Here is a 20928-nt window from a genome sequence, read left to right on the forward strand (position 1 = left end):
GGTCGACCGCATCAAGGACCTGATCCTGTGCTCCGGCTACAATGTCTATCCGCGGGTGATCGAAGAGGCGATCTATCAGCACGAGGCCGTTGCCGAAACGATCGTGATTGCCGTGCCCGACGATTACCGTGGCCAGGCGCCGAAGGCCTTCATGAAGCTGAAAGAAGGCTACAGCCTGACCGGCGACGAACTGAAGAAGTTCCTGAAGGACCATTTGTCGCCGATCGAAATGCCGCGCGACTTCGAGTTCCGGGATGAGCTTCCGAAGACGATGGTCGGCAAGCTGTCCAAGAAGGAGCTGGTGGAAGAGGAAGCGGCAAAACGCGCCGCGATCTCGGCCGAAAGCGCTTGAAGTCTGGTTGGAGTATTTAGAATTTCGGCGGTGGGCAAATCTTTAAAGCCCGCCGCTACTTTTTGCCGAGCTTTAGAGCGTATAGGGAGGCTCCGCAGATTAGTGCTGCGCCAAGAAGAGTGGAGATTCCAATGATTTCTCCGAATATTAGATATCCAAATGCTGCCGCATAGATAAGACGGGTATAGTCAAAGGGGGCAACAACGCTTGCCTCTCCGAGATGGAAGCCTTTGATATTGCATGTTTGTGCAGCCCAAGACACGATCCCGATGCTGATAAGAAGAGCCCACTCACGCAAAGTTGGCGGCTGCCAAGTCAAGAGTGCTGGTATTGCTACAATGAGCCCGACAGGTGCTGACTGGAAAACGAGAGTGGTTGCAGGATGATCGGTTTTTGAAACGATTCTGACCAATATCAGTCCTAAACTGACCGATGCTGCACTGGCGATAGCCAATAAATCATACGGATTCGTTAGCGTGTCTTCGTCCGGCTTTACAATCAAAAGCACACCAAGGAAGCCAATGGATATCGCGGTCCAGCGCCGAAAACCGGCTGCCTCACCCAAAATGATGACCCCAAAAATTGTTGTGAAAAAAGCTTTCGTAAATTGCAATGTCGTAGCATCTGGCAGCGGCAGCTTCATGTAGGCGAGAAAGCTGGCTGTCAACGTAATCAAGGCGAGGATAACTCTTAGTGCCTGTAGACCGGGCCGGCGGGTTTGAAGCGATTCGGGCAAGCCTCTGATAATCTTTGGACTCGATACGGCGACCATAACAATTTGTCGAATGAAGAGAATTTGAAAAACACTGAATTTATCGCCTGCAATCTTGACGAGTGCATACATGACGGAAAGCCAAAAGGCAGCCTGAACAATCCATATGATGCCTTTCAGGTTTTCAACCGGCCTTTTGGATTTTGATTTAGTATCTTGATGAGGAATTATAAAATTCCTTAAAATTTGGGTTTTTTATTGTGCAGTTTAAATGAATTTATCAGTTAATTTTTTTATTTATTGCAATTATTTCTATATAGGTAGCGTAATGAATTTTATCATGAATGGTCAATTGTTATTTTTACTAAAGTGGTGGTTCCGGGCGCATGAACTGCGTGCAAATAATGACAATTAAGTCTGGATTTCAGACGCCCTGATTATTGTCTTCGGCGTTCCGCGCCAGCTCACGCCCGCGGATAGCCTCGCGCCGGACCGTGTAAAGCGCTGCCAGAATGATGATGCCGGCTCCCAGCAGCGTTACGCCACTTGGCCAGTGACCGAACAGGCCAATTCCGAAGATCGTCGCATAAAGCAGGCGTGTGTAGTCGAGCGATGCAATCGCACTGGCTTCGCCTGACCGGAAAGCTCGGATGTTGGACATTTGCGCGGCCCATGACACGGCTCCGATCAGCGCCAATAGCCCCCATTGCTCCAGCGTCGGCGGTGTCCAGGTGAGGTAGGCCGGAACCGCCATGATGAGCCCGACAAAAATCGCCTGATAGGTGAGGATCGTGATGGGCGGGTCGGTTCTGGTCAGCACCTTCACCGTGATCAGGACGAGGCTGCCCGTGATTGCGCTTCCCAGCGCGAGCAGGGCATAGGGGTTGACGAATCCGGCAGCGTTCGGCTTCAGCATGATCAGGATGCCGAAGAAACCGGCAATGGTTGCCCCCCAACGGTGGCGGCCGACCTGTTCGCCGAGAAGAAATATGGCGAACAGGGTGACGAAAAACGTTTTCGAAAAGCTGAGTGTGGTGGCATCGGCCAGCGGAAGCTCGATGATGGCCGTGAAGCCGCTTAGCATTGTGGTTGTGGCCAGAACCACCCGCGCTGCCTGCAGATCGGGGCGCTTGGTGGCCAGGGATCCGGGCAGACCGGCCAGGATCCTGGGCGCGACGATCAACACCATGATTGCCTGGCGAACGGCGAGGATCTGAAAGACACTCATGCCGCTTCCGGCCAGCTTGATCAGCGCTGCCATCACCGTGAACAGAAAGGCCGCCTGCAGGATCCAGAGCGCGCCAACGGTATTGTCCGGCAGCCTGCTGGTCATCTCGCGCAGGCGGGACACGATCCGGGGATGTCTTGACACCCGCGTTTCCTGTGTCTCTCGCACGCGCTCTGATGCGGACAGTTCTTTATCCTGCAGGGTCATGTGGTCTTGTTTCCAGACAAACCGGTTATGCGGCGGCGGGCTAGGGGCGGCCTGGTCAGCTCCCGGAGATGGAGAGGAGGCAAAAGCGCCCGGGACAGTTTGGCATAATAAGTGAGCCTTACTATTTGCGAGGCAAGGATGAAAGACCTTCCAGCGGCGGATTGGTCGACGGACTGTTTACCGAATGGCGGATTGTTCCCGCGTCCACGCGCCTTAAGCTTCTTGATTGCAGGCATCAGGGAGCGGCAGAGGGACCGGAAAATCATGCAAAAAATCCAGACACAGGGCATCCACCACATCACGTTGTCGGGTGCAGACCGGCAGACCTCCATCGATTTCTGGGAGGGCGTGCTCGGCATGCCCTTCGTGTTCGAACAGCCCAATCTGGACCAGCTCAACGAGAGCCATCTTTACTTTGATCCCGGCGACGGGCGCCTCATCACCATCTTTACCAACGAGGACCGTCTGCCGGATGAAGCGCCGGTTCCGCAGGATGCCGGATGTGTTCACCATCTGGCGCTGTCGGTGTCGCAGGCGACCTTCCGGCAAATTGCGATGCGTCTTGACGAGCGCGGTATCCGCCACAGCGGCCCGAAGGATCGGGGCTTCATGGATTCGATCTATTTCCGTGACCCGCTGGGGTTCCTGATCGAACTGGCGTCCTACCGGTTTAAGCCGCCTGCGGGTGTCCAGATGGGAGAGATCATGTTCGAGGCTCACAGGATCCGCGTGGCGCGCGGCGACTACAACATCGCGGAGGTTCATCTTGCCGATGCGATCGAGGCCCTGACGCATCGGACGCGCCGAAGCCTGTCTGACGACCGGTCGGCCAAAAATCCATACAAGTCAGCGGATTGAACCGCCTCAGGCAGCTGGTGAAGAGTGGTTGCCCCTGTACCATGCGCATGCCATGGTGCGACTAAAGCTCGGCGGGAGGCATTCGGGCCGGTGGGACAAATTCAGATGGGTGCGGGCAAAAGCCATTCTTCAGCGCGTTCTGTGAGCTTGGTCGGTTGGCGCGAAACCGTGTCTTTGCCGGAACTGGATGTCTCGAACATGAGCGCCAAGATCGACACGGGTGCGCGGACGTCGGCCATTCATGCAGAAGATCAGGAGATCTTTGATCGTGACGGGCTCGCGTGGGTCCGGTTTCGCGTGCCCGCTTCGCGATATCATCGGAACCTTTACGCAGAGGTTCCGATTCTCGACAAACGCAAGATCAAGAACACAAGCGGCCTTGCCGAAAGCCGCATTGTCGTCAGGACCCTATTGGTCATGGGCGGCCATCACTGGCACATAGACCTTTCACTGGCCAACCGGGAAAACATGGGTTTCGACATGATCCTCGGGCGCACCGCCATTCGCGGGCGCAGGATCGCTGTCCATCCCGGCCGCTCGTTTCTGGCAAGCCGGAAACCGGACGAAATCCTTTCGCGGACCGACAGTCTGAAGAGCAAAGACGATCATCCGTGATGTTTCGGACACACGGAGCATAAGGGGAATGGGCAATGAAAATCGCGATGATGGCGCGCAATCCGAACCTTTATTCCCATATTCGGATCAAGGAAGCGGCTGAGGCGCGTGGCCATGAACTTGATATCATCAACACCTTGCGCTGCTACATGAACATCGCCTCGCGCAGGCCAGAAATCTATTACAATGGCGAGAAACTGGTGGGATATGACGCGGTCATTCCGCGGATCGGTGCGTCTGTGACCTATTATGGCCTCGCCGTGCTGCGGCAGTTCGAGATGATGGATGTGTTCCCTTTGAACGAATCCGTTGCCATCGGCCGGTCACGCGACAAGCTGCGTTCCATGCAGCTTCTGGCGCGCGCCGGGATCGGGCTTCCGGTGACCACGTTTGCCCATGACCCGAAGCAGACCGAAGAAGTGCTGAAGACGGCCGGGGGCGCACCTGTGGTGATCAAGTTGCTTGAGGGGACACAAGGCATTGGCGTGGTGCTGGCCGATACGGAAAGGTCCGCGAAATCGGTGATCGAGGCGTTTCGCGGGGCCAATGTGAACATCCTTGTGCAGGAGTTCATCAAGGAAGCGGGCGGCGAGGACATCCGGGCCTTTGTCATTGGCGGGAAGGTGGTCGCCGTCATGCGGCGCAAGGGGGCTGATGGTGATTTCCGGTCGAACCTGCATCGGGGCGGCACATCGGCGCAGGTCAAGATTTCTCCGGAGGAACGGTCGACGGCCTTGCGGGCTGCAAAAACCATGGGGCTGAACGTTTGCGGGGTCGACATGCTGCGTTCCAACCACGGGCCGGTGGTGATGGAGGTCAACTCCTCACCCGGTATTGAAGGGATCGAAAAGGCGACCGGGATCGACGTTGCGGCAAAGATCATCGAGTTTTTGGAAAAGACTGCGGTGATCGGGAAGACGAAAACCAAAGGACGTGGCTGACAGGCGCGCATGAAAAGGACACGAGCCCCCTTCGCGATTGGCGGTCACGACATTCCTGCAGGAACGCGGAAAACGGTCGACCTCCCGGTCAGCGTCTTGTCGGATCACACCCCGGTCAGCATGTCCGTGCAGGTCATCCACGGCGCCAAACCGGGGCCTGTCGTGTTTGTCAGCGCAGCGGTTCACGGCGACGAGGTGATCGGGGTTGAAATCGCACGGCGTGTTCTGAAGGCGCCGCAACTGGATGCCTTGCGTGGCACCTTGATGGTGATCCCGATTGTCAATGCCTTCGGGTTTTTGAACCATTCCCGCTATCTGCCCGACCGCCGTGATTTGAACAGGTCGTTTCCGGGCAGTGTGCGCGGGTCGCTTGCCGGGCGTCTGGCGCATTTGTTCACCGAGGAGATCCTTGCACGGGCCGACTTCGGGATTGACCTGCATTCGGCAGCCATCCACCGGACCAATCTGCCGCAAATCCGGGTGTCCGCGTCAAAGCCGGAAACACTGGTGCTCGCGCGGGCGTTTGGCGCTTTCGTGGTGCTGAGTTCCAAACTCCGGGAAGGATCGATGCGCGAAGCCGCCCGCACCCGTGGCGTCGATGTGCTCGTTTATGAAGCCGGCGAGGGCTTGCGGTTCGATGAAATGTCGATCCGCGCTGGCGTGACTGGAGTCCTGCGCGTCTTGGCAGAACTCAGGATGGTGCCGCGCAAGGGGATCTCCAGACCGCGTGCGCCGTCTTTGCGAACCTCTTCCAGCACCTGGGTGCGCGCGCCTGCCGGTGGATTGCTGAGGCCCTACAAGTCGACCGGTGACGTAGTGGAACCGGACGCCCTGCTGGGTGTCATTTCCGATCCGTTCGGAGAGGTCGAGCATCAGGTTCTGGCCTCGACCGGCGGTCTGATCATCGGGCGAACCAATCTGCCGGTGGTCAATGAAGGCGACGGTCTGTTTCATATCGCCGATATCCGGCAGCGCGAAGACGTGGAAGCCGCCTTTGACAGTTTGTCGTCCCAGCTTGAGGCCGAATCCCTGTTTGACGAGGACGAGATTATTTGAGCGCGCGGTGAACACGGCATTGCCCGGAACTGGCCAGAGGCTTATCTCGGCCCTATGGTGCTGGTAACGCATTTGCAGCCGCGCCCGTCAGGTGCGTGATGAGCCGCTGCTTTCAGGTCAAGAGGCAGGAACGATCATGAACCAGATGGTGACCCCGAAATTCGGGATCGGCGCGCCGGTCCGCCGGAAGGAAGATGCAAGCCTGATCACCGGGCATGGCCGGTATACCGATGACCATCAGCCGGACGGATGCCTGCACGCTTACATGTTGCGCTCCTCCATGGCCCATGCGCGCATTACGGTTGGCGACGTGAATGACGCTCTGGCGCTGCCCGGTGTGCACCTGGTGCTCACGGCCGCAGATATTGCGGATCTGAAACCGATGCCCACGAAGGCCAGGATGCGGCAGGTCGACGGCACGGCGCATGACTGCCCCGTGCAGCCTGTGCTGTGTTCCGATCACGTGCGCTATGTCGGGGATGCCATCGCCTTTATCGTCGCAGACAGCGTTCATATCGCCAAAAGCGCGGCCGAGTTGATCGAGGTCGACTACGACCCTCTGGACGTGGTGACGGGTGTCGAAGAACCTCTTGAAGCCGGGGCGCCGCTGGTTTGGCCCGAGCACGGGACCAACCAGGCTTTCGTGCTTGGCCACGGTGACAAGGAGAAATGCGCGGCTGCTTTCGACACCGCCGACAGGATCGTGTCGATCAAGATCACCAACAACCGGCTTGTGGCCAATTACATGGAACCGCGCGGCTGTGTTGCCGAGTATGACGGCAACGAGGATCGCTACACGTTCACGCTGGGCACCCAGGGCGGGCACGGCATGCGGGATGTGATTTGCAATGACATCCTCGGGATCGATCCGGACCGGATGCGGGTGATCACGCCGGAAGTTGGCGGCGGGTTCGGCACCAAGATCTTTGCCTACCGGGAATATCCGTTGTGCCTTGTTGCCGCCAGGCGTCTCGGTAAACCGGTAAAGTGGACCGGGGAGCGCATGGATCATTTCGTCACCGATGCGCATGGCCGGGATAATGTCACGACCGCCCGGCTGGCCCTTGACGCCACATCTAAAATCGTGGGTCTGGAGATCGAGGTCCTGGCTTCCATGGGCGCTTATCTGCACCAGTTCGGGCCGTTCATTCCCTTTGTCGGGACCTCCATGTCGACAGGTCTGTATGATGTTCCGGCGCTCCATGTGACAGCAACGGGCGTCTACTCAAATCAGGTGCCGACCGATGCCTATCGCGGGGCCGGGCGTCCGGAAGCCGCTTATCTGATCGAGCGCCTGATCGAGCAGGCGGGGATCGAGACCGGTCTTGGGTCGGTCGAAATCCGCAAACGAAACTTCATCGCGAGAGAAGCGCTGCCCTACACCACGCCGACAGGCCGGATGTATGACACCGGGGATTTTGCTGGCCACCTCGATGCTGCCCTTGAAGCGGCCGGCTGGGACGGTTTTGAAGACCGCAAGGCCCAATCTGCGGCCAATGGCAAATACCGGGGCATCGGCATGTGCTGTTACATCGAGGCTTGCGCCTTTGCCGGAAGTGAGGAGGCGACGCTTGAGCTCAATGGCGACGGCACAGTGACGCTCCTGATCGGCACACAGACCAACGGGCAGGGGCATGCGACCGCCTACAGTCAGGTCGTGGCGGAGAAGCTGGGGATTGATCTTGAGCAGATCGAAGTCATCCAGGGCGATACCGGGCAGGTTCGCAAGGGGGGCGGCACCGGCGGGTCGCGCTCCATACCCCTGGGGCTTCCGTCGGTGGAGGGCGCCTCGAAGGCGCTGGTTGCCAGGATCAAGGAGATTGCCGCCGACAAGCTTGAAGTCGGAGCCGAAGATCTGGAACTTCAGGAAGGTCATGTGCGGGTGGTGGGGACCGACCGGCAGGTAACCTTGGCAGAAGTGGCAGCAGCGGCTCCCGAAACCCTGACCGGCCGGGACGAAGTCAAGCAGGACGAGGCGACCTATCCGAACGGCACCCATATCTGCGAACTGGAAGTCGACCCGGAAACCGGGGACGTCGCGCTCTTGAACTATGTCATCGTTGATGATTTCGGGGTGACGGTGAACCCGCTCCTGCTTGAAGGTCAGGTGATTGGAGGAACCGCGCAGGCGATCAGTCAGGCCCTGTGCGAACGAACGGTGTTTGATGCCGATGGGCAGCTTCTGACGGCGTCCTTGCTGGACTACCGGCTGATTCGCGCCGGCGACCTGCCGCATATCGGCTTCCAGACCCGCAATGTGCCCTCGACCACCAATGCGCTGGGCATCAAGGGCGCTGGCGAAGCGGGGACGATCGGAGGCTGCGCATCGGTGATGAATGCGCTGAACATGGCGCTGCGCGAGGGCGCAGGCGTCAAGCAAATCGACATGCCGGCAACCCCCAATCTCGTTTGGGAAGCGATACAGGCCGCACGGGGGTGAACCCGGCGCGGCCTGTGGTCAGGCTCATTCCGCAGGCGCCGGGCGGGGCGCGCCGCCCATGCGCTCATGAGTTCGGATATGCTCCTCGAATGCTCTCAGGCGCTTGTAGACGGACAGAAGCTCGACAATGGTCGGCCAGGCGTTGACGAGATACTGAAAGGAGTTCTCGACGCGCCCGAACGCCCGCACGATCTGCTGCATGACGCCGAGGGTGATCACCGAGCCGACAATGGTCGGGCCAAGCGCGATATAGGGCACCAGAACCGTGGCCTGCAGATAGGAATACCGGGCGACGTCGAAATAAAGATAGTGAAAATAAAGCCGGAAATAGTTCTTGCGCACGTGAGAGAACAGGCCGGTGACCGTCGCCGGTGAGGCGCGCTCCTCGTGATCTTCGCCGTAAACCAGTTCCTTGCGGTAAGCGGCCTCGACTTTCTGGTTGTTGAACTCCAGCCCCGGCAGCTTGATCCCGACAATGGCGAGAAGAACAGTGCCGGAGGCGGCTGACAGGATGGCCACATAGACTAGCGAATGGCTGACCGTCCCGACCCAGGGAAGCTCCGTTACGTTGGTGCTCAATTCCCAAAGCAATGGCAGAAAGGCGATCAGTGTCAGGATCGACCGCATCAGGGACACGCCCAATCCTTCCATGATCCGGGCAAAGCGCATCGTGTCTTCCTGAACGCGCTGGGCCGCCCCCTCGATGTTCCGGACCACATGCCAGTGGGACATGTAGTAGTTGTTCATCGCTGTGCGCCACCGGAAAATGAAATGCTTGATGAAGAAATCAAGAACAACGGCGATGAAGATATAGATGCCCGCAATCCGCAGAAAAGTCAGCATTTCGGCCATGTATTGCGGAAAGGTGATGGACCCGGGTTCGCCGAGGGCCTTTTGCACCGTGTCATAAAATGTGCCGAACCATTCGTTGATCTGGACGTCCAGCTCGACCTGATACCAGCTTGCAATCACGATCAGGATCGACCCGGCCCAGGCCCACATGAACCATTCCCGGTTCCAGAAAAAGGATTTGAACATACCTGCCTCGCAGTCCGCTTATGTGTTCTGGGAATAGATAGGAGGCTAAGCGCGAATTTGTGCGTTTGCGCAAATGAAATTCGCGGAATGCAGTGCGTTGTAAAATGTTACCGAAAGTGTTCGGCTGGCCGGTACTTGACCGGTCTGTATCATTATCCGGTTCTTGCGCAATGCCGGGGGCTGGCCTAGGGTCTCGCGCAGCGCCGGTCGCGGGGCCTATCCGCACATGGTCTCCCGTTGACGCAATTGGCGCGCTGTTCCCGTCTTGCGCGCCTGCTCAAGAACCCAATTATTCGAAACATCTGCCGAGGCGGCCATAGGCCCGACGCTCCGCCTTGCCTGAATTTCCTTGCGTCGGACCGCAGGACAGTTCCCCATGGCGCGGCTTGGCGCTCTTTTTAGATACCCGCCGGCACCTGCCCCCACCGGGCTTGTGCGCAATGCTCCCTTGATCGGCATCACCTTCAAGCTGGGATCGACCCTGGCCTTTGCCTTCATGGTGGCGGCGTTGAAAATCGCGGCCGAATCGCTCCCGGTTGGCCAGATCGTGTTTGCACGCAACTTCTTTGGGATGTTTCCGGTCCTGCTGATGGTTGCCATGCGCGGAGAGCTGCATCTGGCCCTGCAGACCCCGCGGCCGTGGGGCCATGTGGGGCGGGCCGTGGTCGGCGTGACCGCGATGGCGTTTTCCTTCACCGCCTTTGCGCTCCTGCCGCTTCCCGACGCGACCGCCATCGGCTTTGCAGCCCCCCTGATCGTGGTGGTTCTCGCCTGGGCATTTCTCGGCGAAGCCGTCCGGATCTATCGCTGGAGCGCGGTGATAATCGGATTTCTCGGCATCCTGGTGATCCTGTCCCCGCATCTGGGGCAGGGGGATGTCGGGGGGATCGAGGCGATCGGCGCGGTTTGCGGATTTTTCGGCGCTGCCTTTGCAGCCCTTGCGATGATCTTCGTCCGAAAGCTTTGTGAAACGGAACGGACCTCGACCATCGTGACCTGGTTTTCGGGAGCTGCAACCCTGCTGGCCCTGGTGACGATCCCGATCGGCATGGTCTGGCCGTCGCAGGCCTGGACCGTGCCAAACCTGACTCAGGCGCTTTTGCTGGTGTTTGTCGGTCTGTCCGGCGGGATCGGCCAGATCCTGCTGACCCAGGGCTACCGCTACGCCGATGCCTCGACGATTGCCCCGTTCGACTATGTGAACATGATTTGGGCGATCCTGCTCGGCTGGTTCCTGTTCGCCGAGCAGCCGGTCTGGCAGGTGCTCGCCGGGTCGGCGATTGTCGTCGCTTCCGGCATTTTCGTGATTTACCGCGAACACCGGCTTGGCTTCGACCGGACCAAGGACCGCCGGGCCTATACGCCGTCGAAGTCCTGATGGCGCAGGCTTAAAAGGCCTTGAAAGTGATGATGGTCTTGGTGTCCTGAATGCCGGAAACGGGATGCACCTTCTCATTGACGAAATGGCCGATATCCGCGCCGTCTTCGACATAGAACTTGACCAGCAGGTCGTAGTCGCCACTGGTTGAATAGATCTCCGAGGCGATTTCGGCATCGGCAATGGCGTTGGCCACCTGATAGGTTTCGCCCAGCTTGCACTTGATCATCACGAAAAACGGTGTCATCGGCGGCTCCGGTATCTCGGTTTCTTCACCGTCACGACATCGCCGATCCGGAAGGGACAGTCAATCTCGGGATGCGGCCGGCTCGGCTTGCAATGGGTTTTGCCCCCTGTTACCCGTGCCCGGTATCGATGATTTCTGGGAGAACGGAATGACCGCCATTGCGGTGACAATAGCCGGATCCGATTCCGGCGGCGGGGCCGGTATCCAGGCCGACTTGAAGACCTTCTCGGCGCTGGGTGTTTATGGGGCAAGCGTTCTGACCGCGCTGACCGCCCAAAACACTTTGGGTGTGAGCGCGATCCATGATGTGCCGCCCGGTTTCATCACCGAACAAATGGCGGCAGTTTATTCGGACCTCGGCGTCACCGCGACCAAGATCGGCATGTTGTCGCAGCCTGAAACGATCCGCGCGGTTGCAAGCGGACTGGGGGCCTTTTCGACCGGGCCGGTCGTGCTTGATCCGGTGATGGTTGCAGCGTCCGGCGATCCGCTTCTGGCGGAAGAAGCGGTTTCGGTTCTCGTATCCGAATTGATGCCCCTGGCCGACATTGTGACGCCGAACCTTCATGAAGCGGCGCATATCCTTGGAAGCAAACTGGCTGAGTCGGATGCGGCCATGCAGGATCAGGCAAACCGGCTGCTTGCGCTCGGTGCAAAAGCCGTTCTGATGAAGGGCGGACATGCCACGGGCAATGAAGCGCGGGACCTTCTGAAAACACCGGAAAGCGAAATCTGGGTCACCGGTCCGCGCTACGACACGCAAAACACCCACGGCACCGGGTGCACCCTGTCATCTGCCATTGCATCCGGTCTGGCGAAAGGGCTTGAACTGGAAGCCGCCGTCCGCGAGGCCAAGGATTATATCTCCGGCGCGATCGCAGCGTCCGACCGGCTGAAGATCGGTAACGGGCACGGGCCGGTGCACCACTTCTATCGCACCTGGCAGGGCTGACCCGGTTTTGCCGCTTGGCTTGATGGAAAAGCGGCAGGGATCAGCGTTCCAAAGAGCAAAAGCCGGCATCTGGCCAGTCAAGGACACTCGATCCCTTATTACAGACAAGATGACCCGGAATCCATCAATGGCGGAAAGCGCCATTGATGGCTTCCCTGAAATAGCCTTGTTTGCGGCTTCGAAATCCAATGGAAGGCCATTCCCGTGTAAGCAGCATTGCTCCGGGCGGGGGGCTTTGCCGGCGGCAGGGCAGGCGGTGCGCGTTTGGGCTCAGGCCGCCACGGCCTTTTGGCATTGGGCGCCCAGACCTTCGATCCTGAGCACCATCTCGTCGCCGTCCTTCAGGTAGACCGGCGGCTTTGCGCCCATGCCGACACCCGGGGGCGTTCCCGTCGTGATCACGTCTCCGGGTTCGAGCAGCATCAGGTGGGACAGATAGGAAATGATCTTTCCGACCGTGAAGATCATCTTGCCGGAGTGTCCCGTCTGCTGGGGGCGGCCGTTCAGCAATAGCTCCATGGAGAGGTCTTGCGGATCAGGCACCTCGTCACAGGTGACGATTGCGGGTCCAAGAGGGCCGAAAGTGGGGGCACTCTTGCCCTTGCCCCACTGGCCGGTGCCCCTGAGCTGCCAGGTGCGTTCCGACACGTCGTTGCAGATCGTGTAGCCGGCCACATGCGCAAGCGCCTCTTCCTCCGATACCCGGAAAGCGGGCCGGGACATGACCACGGCCAGTTCGATTTCCCAGTCGAGTGTCGTCGAGCCTTCCGGAATGAGAACGTGGTCGTTCGGGCCGCAGATGCAGCTGGGGGCCTTGGAAAACACGATCGGTTCGCCGGGGATATCGAGACCCGCTTCCAGGGCATGGTCCGAATAGTTGAGGCCGATGCCGATAAAATGTCCGGGTGCGCTGATCGGCGGCCCCAGCCGCACCGGCTCTTCAACCAGCGGTAGGGAGGTGGGGTCAAGGGTGGCGAGGCGGTCCAGAACCTCCGGAACGAATGCGGTGCGGTCGAAATCATCCAGATGCTTCGACAGGTCCCGTATGCGGTTGCCGGAATCGAGAAGGCCGGGGTGCTCGTGACCGGCCTCGCCAAATCTCAATAGTCGCATCTAACGTCTCCCGTAAGTCATGAACGCGCTGGTGGTACCGCCTTCTTCTGAAGGGAATGAGCGCGTCACACAGCGTTTCGCATGGCTCATATATGTGTCAGCCAGCCTGTGTTTTGAGATTTTCCGGCGAAAGCGGTGGCCGAATCAATCAGGATTTGCACAGGTATGTGCTTCATTCCGTTTGGGAAACCGTTGCTATTTGGCAACGCCATTAAGGGTTTTTACGATGCCTGTTAATTATATGGGCGCTGCCTAAAAAATAACCAATCGTAACGTGAGGTCATGAGGCCCCTTCATTTTCCGCAGGAAACCGTGAGAAACCTGACCTTTACGGAACCGTCAATGTGTTCCCGGCGTAATTTTGACACATATATTGCGGTGCAGCGTGGGAAGCTGCCTCTTTCTTTCTACTTTTTTCTATTTGCAGTTTGTCCCGCTTATCGGAACATTACGAAAGATTATGGACTTTCCTCCGTGGGAGGAGGACTGGGGAGAAAATGCATGTCGTGGGCGACTAAAAAAACACTTCTTTTCACTTCAACAACACTCGCCGCTTCGGTTGTGGCCACATCGGTTTTTGCAGGTGGCTTCGCGCTGCGCGAGCAGAGCGCGTACTACCAAGGGATGTCCTTCGCGGGCTACGGCACGACCGGCGATTCGATCTCCTCCATGTTCTGGAACCCGGCAACAATCACCGGCGCGGGCCACGGGATCACGCACGAGCAGCATGGAACTCTGGTGATGCCTTATGGTGAGCTGGAAGGGACTAACTCTTTTCCTGCATTCGGACTAGAGGAGTCGTTCCGCACCAACGATTTTGCATCCGATGCATTTTTGCCGGCGGGTTACACAACCTACAAGGCGAGCGATTCCGTTTATTTCGGATTGGCAGTCACCGCGCCGTACGGTCTGTCGACGAAGATCGACGATGATGACTGGACAGGAGCTGGATATAACCAGTCTTCAAAGATTTTCAGCATCAACATCAATCCGCTTGTTGGTTTTAAGGTCAACGAAAAGTTCTCTTTCGCATTCGGTCCGCAAGTACAATATGCTGACATACGACTTCGGAATGCGACAGCTTCTCCATCGATAGCGCCTAGTGCACCCGATGCAGCCCTTGTAGGGAATGGGTGGGGCGTTGGTGTCACGGCAGGTTTGACTTTCAAGCCGATTGATGCTGCCGAGATTGGTATCGGATACCGATCCGCAATATTCACCAATATTGGTGGCAATGTTAAGATCGGAGATTTTTCCGATACAAAAGTTAATACGATAATGCCGACGCCGGATATGATCACGGTGTCTGGTAAATATAGCTTCACCGAAAATATTCGGGTCCTAGGTAGCTTTGAATGGACGAATTGGAGCAGATTGCAAACGCCGAAAGTGATTATTGACGGGACAGATGCTCAGCTCACCACTCTTCCATTCAACTACAACGATGGCTATTTTGTCGCTCTCGGCGGTGAATACGATTTCAACGAAAAGCTTACCCTGCGCGCCGGTTTGGCCTACGAATGGTCTCCGATCGACGAGGAAATTCGCTCGGTGCGCCTGCCGGACAGTGACCGCCTTTGGGTAAGCGGTGGTGCGTCCTACACTTTCAACGAGCATGTCGCGTTCGACATTGGCTACACGCACATCTTCCCGTCCTCGGCTGACATCAACATCGGGCCGGGCCATCAGGACTACGACCCGGTCAAGGGTGATTTTGTTGGCAGCGTTGAAGACGGAAACGTGAACATCGTCAGCGCATCTGTGAAACTGCGCTTCTGATCGCGCTCGCGGTTCGTGATAACAGCCGGCCCGGTTTTCGGGCCGGCTTTTTTATAGGTGGCCTAAGCGGCGTGGCCGGATGTTTGATTTTCCGGCCCTGCGCAGGTGAAGGTCAATTTTTGTCGCACTTCGCGCTTGAACTCCCCCTCAAGCTGGCTCTCAAAACTTGTTTTGAAAACCGGGCATTCAATATGCGTCTCCCCGGACAAGCAGTCGCGCGATCCGGGGCCGGAGAGCCGGGATGATTGGGTTTGCACAGGCTCCCCGACGGGAACATGTTTCCCGGTTTGGTGAGAGTGATACTCGCGGGATGCACAATCCGGCTCGGCCTGAGACCGGCAGGCCTTAAAACGCGGCCGGATACAGGCCGCCATCGAGCAGGATATTCTGGCCGGTCATGTACCCGGCATGGACCGAGCACAGGAAGGCGCAGGTCTGACCAAACTCCTGCGCCGATCCGAAACGCTTCGCCGGGATCCGGGTGGCCGAGGCCGCCCGCACAGCCTCCAGGGACTGCCCCGTCTGCTGCGCCGCTTGTTCGAAGCCGCCGCGGAGCCGGTCCGTGTCCATCTTGCCCGGCAGCAGGTTGTTGATGGTGACGCCATCCCGGGCCACCTGACGGCAAACCCCGGCCAGAAACGCGGTCAGTCCGGCGCGGGCGCCGCTCGACAGATCAAGCCCCTCCAGCGGCATGCGCACCGAGGCCGATGTGATGTTGACGATCCGCCCGAAGCCGCGCGCGCACATGCCCGGCAGGACGGACTGGATCAGCTCGATGGGTGTCACCATGTTCTGAACCACGCCATCAAGCATTACGTCGCGGGTCAGCTCGGTATAATCGCGCCGTGGCGGGCCGCCATTGTTGTTGATCAGGATGTCCGGGTCCGGGCAGGCGGTCAAAAGGGCCGATTGGCCCTCGGCGGTCGACACATCCGCCGCAATGGCGGTGATCTTTACGCCGTGGGCGACGCGCAGGGCATCTGCCGTCCGGTTCAGGGTTTCGGGGCTGCGGCCATTCAGAACCAGATCGCATCCCGCCTCCGCAAGCGCCTCCGCGCAGCCGCGCCCCAGTCCGCGGCTGGAGGCGCAGACGATCGCCTTTTTTCCTCGAAGTCCCAAATCCATGTCACAGCTCCGCATCAGGTTGCAGGATGGTCCCGCCATCCATGACAAGCCCCGGAGGCTTGCGCAAGGTACGTTCAGCATATGCCGGAGATCGGGAGCGGCACAATTCGAGGCACAAAGATCAAGCAAAGACGACTCTCTGGCATGACCCAAACGTCATCGGTTTTTCGGACAGAATGCACAGGGTGCGGCTTCTTGTCATAATAGTGAAACCTGAATCGCGTCTAACCCGAATGACAACTTGTGTGGAGTGACGACTATGCCGGGGGCCGATACGCCGCAGCACTACCGAGCGCTTTTTATTTCCGACATCCATTTGGGGACACGTGGATGCCAGGCGGACATGTTGCTCGATTTCTTGCGCGATCACGAGGCTGAGACCGTCTATCTGGTTGGCGACATCGTCGATGGCTGGAGGCTGCGCAAGTCCTGGTATTGGCCGCAGGCGCACAACGACGTTGTCCAGAAAATCCTGCGCAAGGGCCGCAAGGGCGCCCGGATTGTCTATATTCCCGGCAATCATGACGAGTTTCTGCGCGATTTCCTTGGAACCCATTTCGGCGGTGTCGAGGTGACCGACAGTATTGTGCATGAGAGCGCGGATGGCCGGAAATATCTGGTGATCCACGGCGACCAGTTCGATGTGGTCATCCGGCATGCCAAGTGGCTGGCGTTTTTCGGCGACAAGGCCTACACGCTGGCGCTTGGCGTCAACACCTGGGTCAATGCCATCCGCCGCAAGCTCGGTCTGACCTACTGGTCGCTGTCTGCGTGGGCAAAGCTCAAGGTGAAGAATGCGGTCAGCTTCATTGGCCGGTTCGAGGAGGCCTTGTCGGACGAGGCGCGCCGTCAGGGCGTTGATGGCGTGATTTGCGGCCATATCCATCATGCTGCGAACCACGACATGAACGGCATCCACTACATCAATACCGGTGACTGGGTTGAAAGCTGCACCGCCGTTGCCGAGCATCATGACGGGACCTTCGAGGTGATCCAATGGGCGAAGCCCAATCAGGCCGGCGAGCGTGCCCCGGCGGCGAAGGAACGTCCGGTCGCCGCATGACTTCCATCCTGATCGTCACGGATGCCTGGCATCCGCAAATCAATGGTGTGGTGCGGTCTCTTGAGAGAACCGCAGAAGAGCTGGAGCGCATTGGTGTCCGGATCGAATTCCTGACGCCCCAAGCCTTTCGCACGTTGCCGTGCCCGACCTATCCGGAAATCCGTCTGTCGCTGACCCGCAAAAAAGCGGTTCGGCGGCTGATCGAAGGCTATAACTGCGACCACCTGCATATTGCGACGGAAGGTCCGCTCGGCATGATGGCGGCGTCCGTCTGCCGCAAGACGGCCAGACCGTTTACGACGAGTTACCACACACGGTTCCCGGAATATCTGTCGGCCCGGATCCCGGTGCCGCTGTCCTGGTCCTATGGCTGGTTGCGCCGGTTCCACAATTCCGGGTCGGGCTGCATGGTGGCAACGCGGTCGCTTGAAGACGATCTGAGAGGCCGGGGCTTTGCCAATCTGGTGCGCTGGTCGCGCGGTGTCGACGAAGAGATGTTTCAGCCTTTCGAGACATCGGTCTTGCCGGAGGACTTGCCGCGTCCGTTTTTCATGAATGTCGGACGGGTGGCCGTTGAAAAGAACATCGAGGCCTTCCTGAAGCTCGATTTGCCCGGCACGAAGGTCGTGGTCGGCGGCGGGCCGCAGCTTGAACAGTTGCGGCGGGATTACCCGGATGTGCATTTCACCGGTCCGAAGGTCGGTGAAGAGCTGGCCCGCTACTACGCCTCGGCAGACGTGTTTGTATTCCCCTCCCTGACCGACACATTCGGAAACGTGCTGCTGGAGGCACTGGCCTGTGGCGTGCCCGTTGCTGCTTACCCCGTGATGGGGCCGCTGGATGTGATCGGGGATACGGGTGCGGGCGTGTTGTCGGACAATCTTGAGGAGGCAGCCCTTGCGGCTCTGGATGTTCCGCGGGAGCATTGCCGCAAGATTGCGCTGAACTATACCTGGGCGGCGAGTGCCAGACAGTTCCTCGACAACGCGATTGCAGCGCAGGAGTTGTTTTACAAGCAGCGTCCTCTTCCGGAGGCCGGGCAGGGCGAGCCGGTCGAAGAGGTTCTTCCCATTTCGCCGAATCAGCGCTAGGCCTGTTTCCGGAACCAGACGTGCGGTGCGTGGTCTGCACCTCTGCCATGGAAGAAGGACGGGTGCTATGACAATCCGGGAAAGCATTTTGCCGACGCGCAGTGACATCAGGGCTGCGCAAGATCGGCTGGATCATGTGGCCGTCAGGACGCCGTTGTTGCGCTTCCCGGTGCTTGACGAACGTGTCGGGGCAACCGTTCTGGTCAAGCCGGAAAACCTTCAAAGAACCGGCTCTTTCAAGTTTCGCGGGGCTTATAACCGGCTGTCGCTGATCCCGGAGGAGAAACGGAAAGCTGGCGTGGTCGCATGTTCTTCCGGAAACCATGCCCAGGGCATTGCAGAAGCTGCGAGACTGTTTTCGATGCCGGCAACGATCGTGATGCCGTCGGACGCACCGGCAATCAAGCTGAAGCGGACCCGGGATTTCGGTGCAAGGGTCGTGACCTATGATCGTGCAACGGAAGACCGTGAAGCGATTGCCGCAAGGATTTGCGCGGACACCGGAGGGACCTTTGTCCACCCCTTCGACGATCCGGGCGTGATCGCGGGCCAAGGCACCGTCGGCGCCGAAATTGCTGCGCAAAGCCGGGACCAAGGTCTTGTTCCCGATATGGTGATCGCCTGTACCGGGGGCGGCGGCCTGTCCTCCGGGATTGCATTGGCCTTGCAATCGGATCTGCCCGAATGCGTGTTTCATACCTCCGAGCCGGCCGGGTTCGACGACTACCGGCGCTCGCTGACAAGCGGACATCGGGAAAAAAACGGCGCTCTTGGCGGATCGGTTTGTGATGCCTTGTTGTCCGAGACCCCCGGAGCGCTGGGATTCCGCATCCTGCGCGCCTGCGCAGGCGAGGGGTATGTGGTGTCCGACAGTCAGGCGCTTGAAGCCGTTGCCTTTGCCTTTACCGAACTGAAACTTGTAGTGGAGCCGGGTGGTGCCGTGGCGCTGGCCGCTCTCTTGAGTGGACAGGCCGATGTGGCTGGCAAGATCGTCTCCGTTGTCCTCACGGGCGGTAATATTGACCCTGATGTCCTGTCCCGTGCACTTGACACCTGAAGAATGTTGCAGACGTTGTCCCGGTGAAGGGTGTGCGGGATTTTGGGGATTTGCGCTGAAATAGTATTTTTCCAAAAATTACTATTTCAGTATTTCTATAAAATGGAAGTGTCATCATTCTGTCATTTTCAGAAAGGGTATGATTTTCTTGAGATTTCTGAATATTTAAAAATGCGTGTGAATATTTGCCTGGCAGGGACGCTGTTAAGCATTCCTTGACCAGAAACCCGCAAGGTCGGCGCAACCGGAAGGCGCCATGATTTGGCGTGGTTGTATTTCTGAGAGGGGCAATGTCGGACTTAAGCGTTTCGCAGCGCGTATCTTTCTATCGGCTGTCGCAGGAGGAGCTGGATCTCGCCAATGCGGCCTGGCCGTTGATCGAGAAGCACATCAAGGACGTTCTCGAGGGCTTTTATGCCCATGTCACGAAGGTTCCGCATCTGGACACCATGGTCGGCGACAAGCAGCCCCGGCTCATCATGGCGCAGAGCCGGCATTGGCAGCAGCTGTTCACTCAAGGCGTGACCGAAGAGTATCTGGAAAAGGCGCGCCGGATCGGCCATGCGCATGTGCGGATCAATCTCGAGCCGTCATGGTATATTGGCGGCTATTCCTATACGCTGAACCGCCTGATCGCCATCATCCTGAAAAAACACCGGTTCTCGCCGACCAAGGCAGCGCGGATCGTGTCGGCCGTGACCAAGCTTGTCATGATCGACATGGATATCGCGATTTCGACCTATCATGAAGGCATGATGAATTCGGTTTCGGAGCGCGAGCAGGAGATTCGGTCTGCGGTCGTGCAGTTTGACGGCTTCCTCGGATCGGCCGTGTCCGCGTTGGGGGTTGCGGCTGGCGGACTTGAAGATACAAGCCGGACGATCAACGGTGCGGCTTCCAGCATTGCCGGACGGGTTGTGACCATGGACGAATCGTCAGGGCACACTTCCGACAGCATCCAGTCGAGTGCGGCCGCGACCGAGCAGATGTCGGCCTCGATCGAGGAAATCGGGCGGCAAGCGGTCCGCTCCAGCGAGATATCGCAAAAGGCCGTCACCGATGCCCAGCGGACCAACAGGTCGGTGCAGGAGCTGGCCCGGATCGCGGAATCGGTCGGATCCGTGATTGGCCTGATTTCCGAAATCGCCGAACAGACAAACCTGCTTGCCCTGAATGCGACCATCGAGGCTGCGCGTGCCGGCGAAATGGGCCGGGGCTTTGCTGTGGTTGCGTCGGAGGTCAAGGAATTGGCCAGCCAGACGACCAAGGCGACCGAGGAAATCACTGATCAGATCGCCAGCATCCAGCAGGCGACCCGGCAGTCGGTCAAGGAAATCGACGAGATCACCACCACGATCTCGAATGTTTCCGAAATCGCGGCCAATATTGCGTCGGCCGTCGAGGAGCAATCCGCGGCGACTTCGGAGATTTCCTATAACGTTCAGATTGCCGCGACGAGCTCGACGACTTTCTTCACCGAGATTGCCGGTGTCCGCGTCTCTCTGGAAGAGACGGAAGGATCCATCGAGCAGATCATGACCATGGCCTCCGGCCTTAGAGGCCAGGCGGACCGGCTCGGGGAGGAGGCACGAAGCTTCTTTGCCAAGGTGCAGACCGGCTGACGTTTTCCCTTTTGGGGTTAGAAACAAACAAGAAGACCGCCGGGTTGCGCCCGG

The 20928-nt window shown here is 58.6% G+C and carries 18 protein-coding genes and 1 pseudogene; 13 read left to right on the top strand and 6 right to left on the bottom strand.

Annotated elements, in window-relative coordinates; all coding sequences use genetic code 11:
* Positions 1-352, top strand: a pseudogene (locus E1297_RS17400) (long-chain fatty acid--CoA ligase); the annotation flags it as partial.
* A 55-nt stretch (positions 353-407) separates the two neighbouring features.
* Here the strand turns inward: E1297_RS17400 and E1297_RS17405 are convergent.
* Positions 408-1310, bottom strand: a complete 903-nt coding sequence (locus tag E1297_RS17405) for a DMT family transporter (RefSeq protein ID WP_368669605.1) — start codon at positions 1308-1310, stop codon at positions 408-410.
* Positions 1311-1488: 178 nt separating this feature from the next.
* Positions 1489-2499, bottom strand: a complete 1011-nt coding sequence (locus E1297_RS17410; protein ID WP_155140498.1) for a DMT family transporter — start codon at positions 2497-2499, stop codon at positions 1489-1491.
* A gap of 264 nt (positions 2500-2763) precedes the next feature.
* Here E1297_RS17410 and E1297_RS17415 point away from each other — a divergent pair, with 264 nt between their 5' ends.
* The 5 genes from E1297_RS17415 (at position 2764) to E1297_RS17435 (ending at position 8409) form a co-directional block, all read left to right on the top strand.
* Positions 2764-3357, top strand: a complete 594-nt coding sequence (locus E1297_RS17415) for a VOC family protein (RefSeq protein ID WP_155140500.1) — start codon at positions 2764-2766, stop codon at positions 3355-3357.
* A 141-nt stretch (positions 3358-3498) separates the two neighbouring features.
* Positions 3499-3972 (top strand): RimK/LysX family protein, encoded by a 474-nt coding sequence (locus E1297_RS17420; protein WP_209015832.1) that lies wholly within the window; start codon positions 3499-3501, stop codon positions 3970-3972.
* A gap of 35 nt (positions 3973-4007) precedes the next feature.
* Positions 4008-4913 carry a 30S ribosomal protein S6--L-glutamate ligase gene (gene rimK, locus E1297_RS17425; protein ID WP_155140504.1) on the top strand — a complete coding sequence of 302 codons (906 nt, stop codon included), beginning with the start codon at positions 4008-4010 and terminating at the stop codon, positions 4911-4913.
* Positions 4914-4922: 9 nt separating this feature from the next.
* Positions 4923-5969, top strand: a complete 1047-nt coding sequence (locus tag E1297_RS17430) for a succinylglutamate desuccinylase/aspartoacylase family protein (protein WP_155140506.1) — start codon at positions 4923-4925, stop codon at positions 5967-5969.
* Positions 5970-6105: 136 nt separating this feature from the next.
* The gene (locus E1297_RS17435; RefSeq protein ID WP_155140508.1) at positions 6106-8409 is read left to right on the top strand and encodes a xanthine dehydrogenase family protein molybdopterin-binding subunit; all 2304 of its coding nucleotides are present in this window, start codon (positions 6106-6108) and stop codon (positions 8407-8409) included.
* Positions 8410-8433: 24 nt separating this feature from the next.
* Here the strand turns inward: E1297_RS17435 and E1297_RS17440 are convergent, their stop codons facing one another.
* Positions 8434-9447 (bottom strand): putative transporter, encoded by a 1014-nt coding sequence (locus E1297_RS17440; protein ID WP_155140510.1) that lies wholly within the window; start codon positions 9445-9447, stop codon positions 8434-8436.
* Positions 9448-9823: 376 nt separating this feature from the next.
* Here E1297_RS17440 and E1297_RS17445 point away from each other — a divergent pair, with 376 nt between their 5' ends.
* Positions 9824-10825, top strand: coding sequence for a DMT family transporter (locus E1297_RS17445; protein ID WP_155140512.1), 1002 nt, complete (start codon positions 9824-9826; stop codon positions 10823-10825).
* Positions 10826-10835: 10 nt separating this feature from the next.
* Here E1297_RS17445 and E1297_RS17450 read toward each other — a convergent pair whose 3' ends face one another.
* Complete coding sequence (locus tag E1297_RS17450; protein WP_155140514.1) at positions 10836-11072, bottom strand: Lrp/AsnC ligand binding domain-containing protein; 237 nt, start codon at positions 11070-11072, stop codon at positions 10836-10838.
* Positions 11073-11220: 148 nt separating this feature from the next.
* Between E1297_RS17450 and thiD the strand changes: the two genes are divergently transcribed.
* Positions 11221-12024: a bifunctional hydroxymethylpyrimidine kinase/phosphomethylpyrimidine kinase gene (thiD, locus tag E1297_RS17455; protein WP_155140516.1), complete on the top strand. Its 804-nt coding sequence runs from the start codon at positions 11221-11223 to the stop codon at positions 12022-12024.
* 270 nt (positions 12025-12294) lie between these two features.
* Here thiD and E1297_RS17460 read toward each other — a convergent pair whose 3' ends face one another.
* Positions 12295-13137: a fumarylacetoacetate hydrolase family protein gene (locus E1297_RS17460; protein WP_155140518.1), complete on the bottom strand. Its 843-nt coding sequence runs from the start codon at positions 13135-13137 to the stop codon at positions 12295-12297.
* A gap of 501 nt (positions 13138-13638) precedes the next feature.
* Between E1297_RS17460 and E1297_RS17465 the strand changes: the two genes are divergently transcribed.
* The gene (locus tag E1297_RS17465; RefSeq protein WP_155140520.1) at positions 13639-14916 is read left to right on the top strand and encodes an OmpP1/FadL family transporter; all 1278 of its coding nucleotides are present in this window, start codon (positions 13639-13641) and stop codon (positions 14914-14916) included.
* 345 nt (positions 14917-15261) lie between these two features.
* Here E1297_RS17465 and E1297_RS17470 read toward each other — a convergent pair whose 3' ends face one another.
* Positions 15262-16041, bottom strand: a complete 780-nt coding sequence (locus E1297_RS17470; RefSeq protein WP_155140523.1) for an SDR family oxidoreductase — start codon at positions 16039-16041, stop codon at positions 15262-15264.
* A 259-nt stretch (positions 16042-16300) separates the two neighbouring features.
* On the opposite strand from E1297_RS17470, the gene E1297_RS17475 reads away from it, so the two are divergent.
* From E1297_RS17475 to E1297_RS17490, 4 genes are all read left to right on the top strand, one after another.
* Complete coding sequence (locus E1297_RS17475; protein WP_155140525.1) at positions 16301-17104, top strand: UDP-2,3-diacylglucosamine diphosphatase; 804 nt, start codon at positions 16301-16303, stop codon at positions 17102-17104.
* Positions 17101-18195 carry a glycosyltransferase family 1 protein gene (locus E1297_RS17480; RefSeq protein ID WP_155140527.1) on the top strand — a complete coding sequence of 365 codons (1095 nt, stop codon included), beginning with the start codon at positions 17101-17103 and terminating at the stop codon, positions 18193-18195. The genes E1297_RS17475 and E1297_RS17480 overlap by 4 nt, the downstream gene beginning before the upstream one ends.
* A 67-nt stretch (positions 18196-18262) precedes the next feature.
* Positions 18263-19252, top strand: coding sequence for a threonine/serine dehydratase (locus tag E1297_RS17485; RefSeq protein WP_155140529.1), 990 nt, complete (start codon positions 18263-18265; stop codon positions 19250-19252).
* A 290-nt stretch (positions 19253-19542) separates the two neighbouring features.
* Complete coding sequence (locus E1297_RS17490) at positions 19543-20874, top strand: globin-coupled sensor protein (protein WP_155140531.1); 1332 nt, start codon at positions 19543-19545, stop codon at positions 20872-20874.
* Positions 20875-20928 lie beyond the last annotated feature (54 nt).

The organism is Roseibium sp. RKSG952, assembly GCF_009711355.1.

What these genes read in the sequence shown, in the direction of transcription:
- E1297_RS17410 (WP_155140498.1), bottom strand. Translation starts at nt 2,499, where the DNA reads ATGACCCTGCAGGATAAAGAACTGTCCGCATCAGAGCGCGTGCGAGAG.
- E1297_RS17415 (WP_155140500.1), top strand. Translation starts at nt 2,764, where the DNA reads ATGCAAAAAATCCAGACACAGGGCATCCACCACATCACGTTGTCGGGT.
- rimK (WP_155140504.1), top strand. Translation starts at nt 4,008, where the DNA reads ATGAAAATCGCGATGATGGCGCGCAATCCGAACCTTTATTCCCATATT.
- E1297_RS17430 (WP_155140506.1), top strand. Translation starts at nt 4,923, where the DNA reads ATGAAAAGGACACGAGCCCCCTTCGCGATTGGCGGTCACGACATTCCT.
- E1297_RS17435 (WP_155140508.1), top strand. Translation starts at nt 6,106, where the DNA reads ATGAACCAGATGGTGACCCCGAAATTCGGGATCGGCGCGCCGGTCCGC.
- E1297_RS17440 (WP_155140510.1), bottom strand. Translation starts at nt 9,447, where the DNA reads ATGTTCAAATCCTTTTTCTGGAACCGGGAATGGTTCATGTGGGCCTGG.
- E1297_RS17445 (WP_155140512.1), top strand. Translation starts at nt 9,824, where the DNA reads ATGGCGCGGCTTGGCGCTCTTTTTAGATACCCGCCGGCACCTGCCCCC.
- E1297_RS17450 (WP_155140514.1), bottom strand. Translation starts at nt 11,072, where the DNA reads ATGACACCGTTTTTCGTGATGATCAAGTGCAAGCTGGGCGAAACCTAT.
- thiD (WP_155140516.1), top strand. Translation starts at nt 11,221, where the DNA reads ATGACCGCCATTGCGGTGACAATAGCCGGATCCGATTCCGGCGGCGGG.
- E1297_RS17460 (WP_155140518.1), bottom strand. Translation starts at nt 13,137, where the DNA reads ATGCGACTATTGAGATTTGGCGAGGCCGGTCACGAGCACCCCGGCCTT.
- E1297_RS17465 (WP_155140520.1), top strand. Translation starts at nt 13,639, where the DNA reads ATGTCGTGGGCGACTAAAAAAACACTTCTTTTCACTTCAACAACACTC.
- E1297_RS17470 (WP_155140523.1), bottom strand. Translation starts at nt 16,041, where the DNA reads ATGGATTTGGGACTTCGAGGAAAAAAGGCGATCGTCTGCGCCTCCAGC.
- E1297_RS17475 (WP_155140525.1), top strand. Translation starts at nt 16,301, where the DNA reads ATGCCGGGGGCCGATACGCCGCAGCACTACCGAGCGCTTTTTATTTCC.
- E1297_RS17480 (WP_155140527.1), top strand. Translation starts at nt 17,101, where the DNA reads ATGACTTCCATCCTGATCGTCACGGATGCCTGGCATCCGCAAATCAAT.
- E1297_RS17485 (WP_155140529.1), top strand. Translation starts at nt 18,263, where the DNA reads ATGACAATCCGGGAAAGCATTTTGCCGACGCGCAGTGACATCAGGGCT.
- E1297_RS17490 (WP_155140531.1), top strand. Translation starts at nt 19,543, where the DNA reads ATGTCGGACTTAAGCGTTTCGCAGCGCGTATCTTTCTATCGGCTGTCG.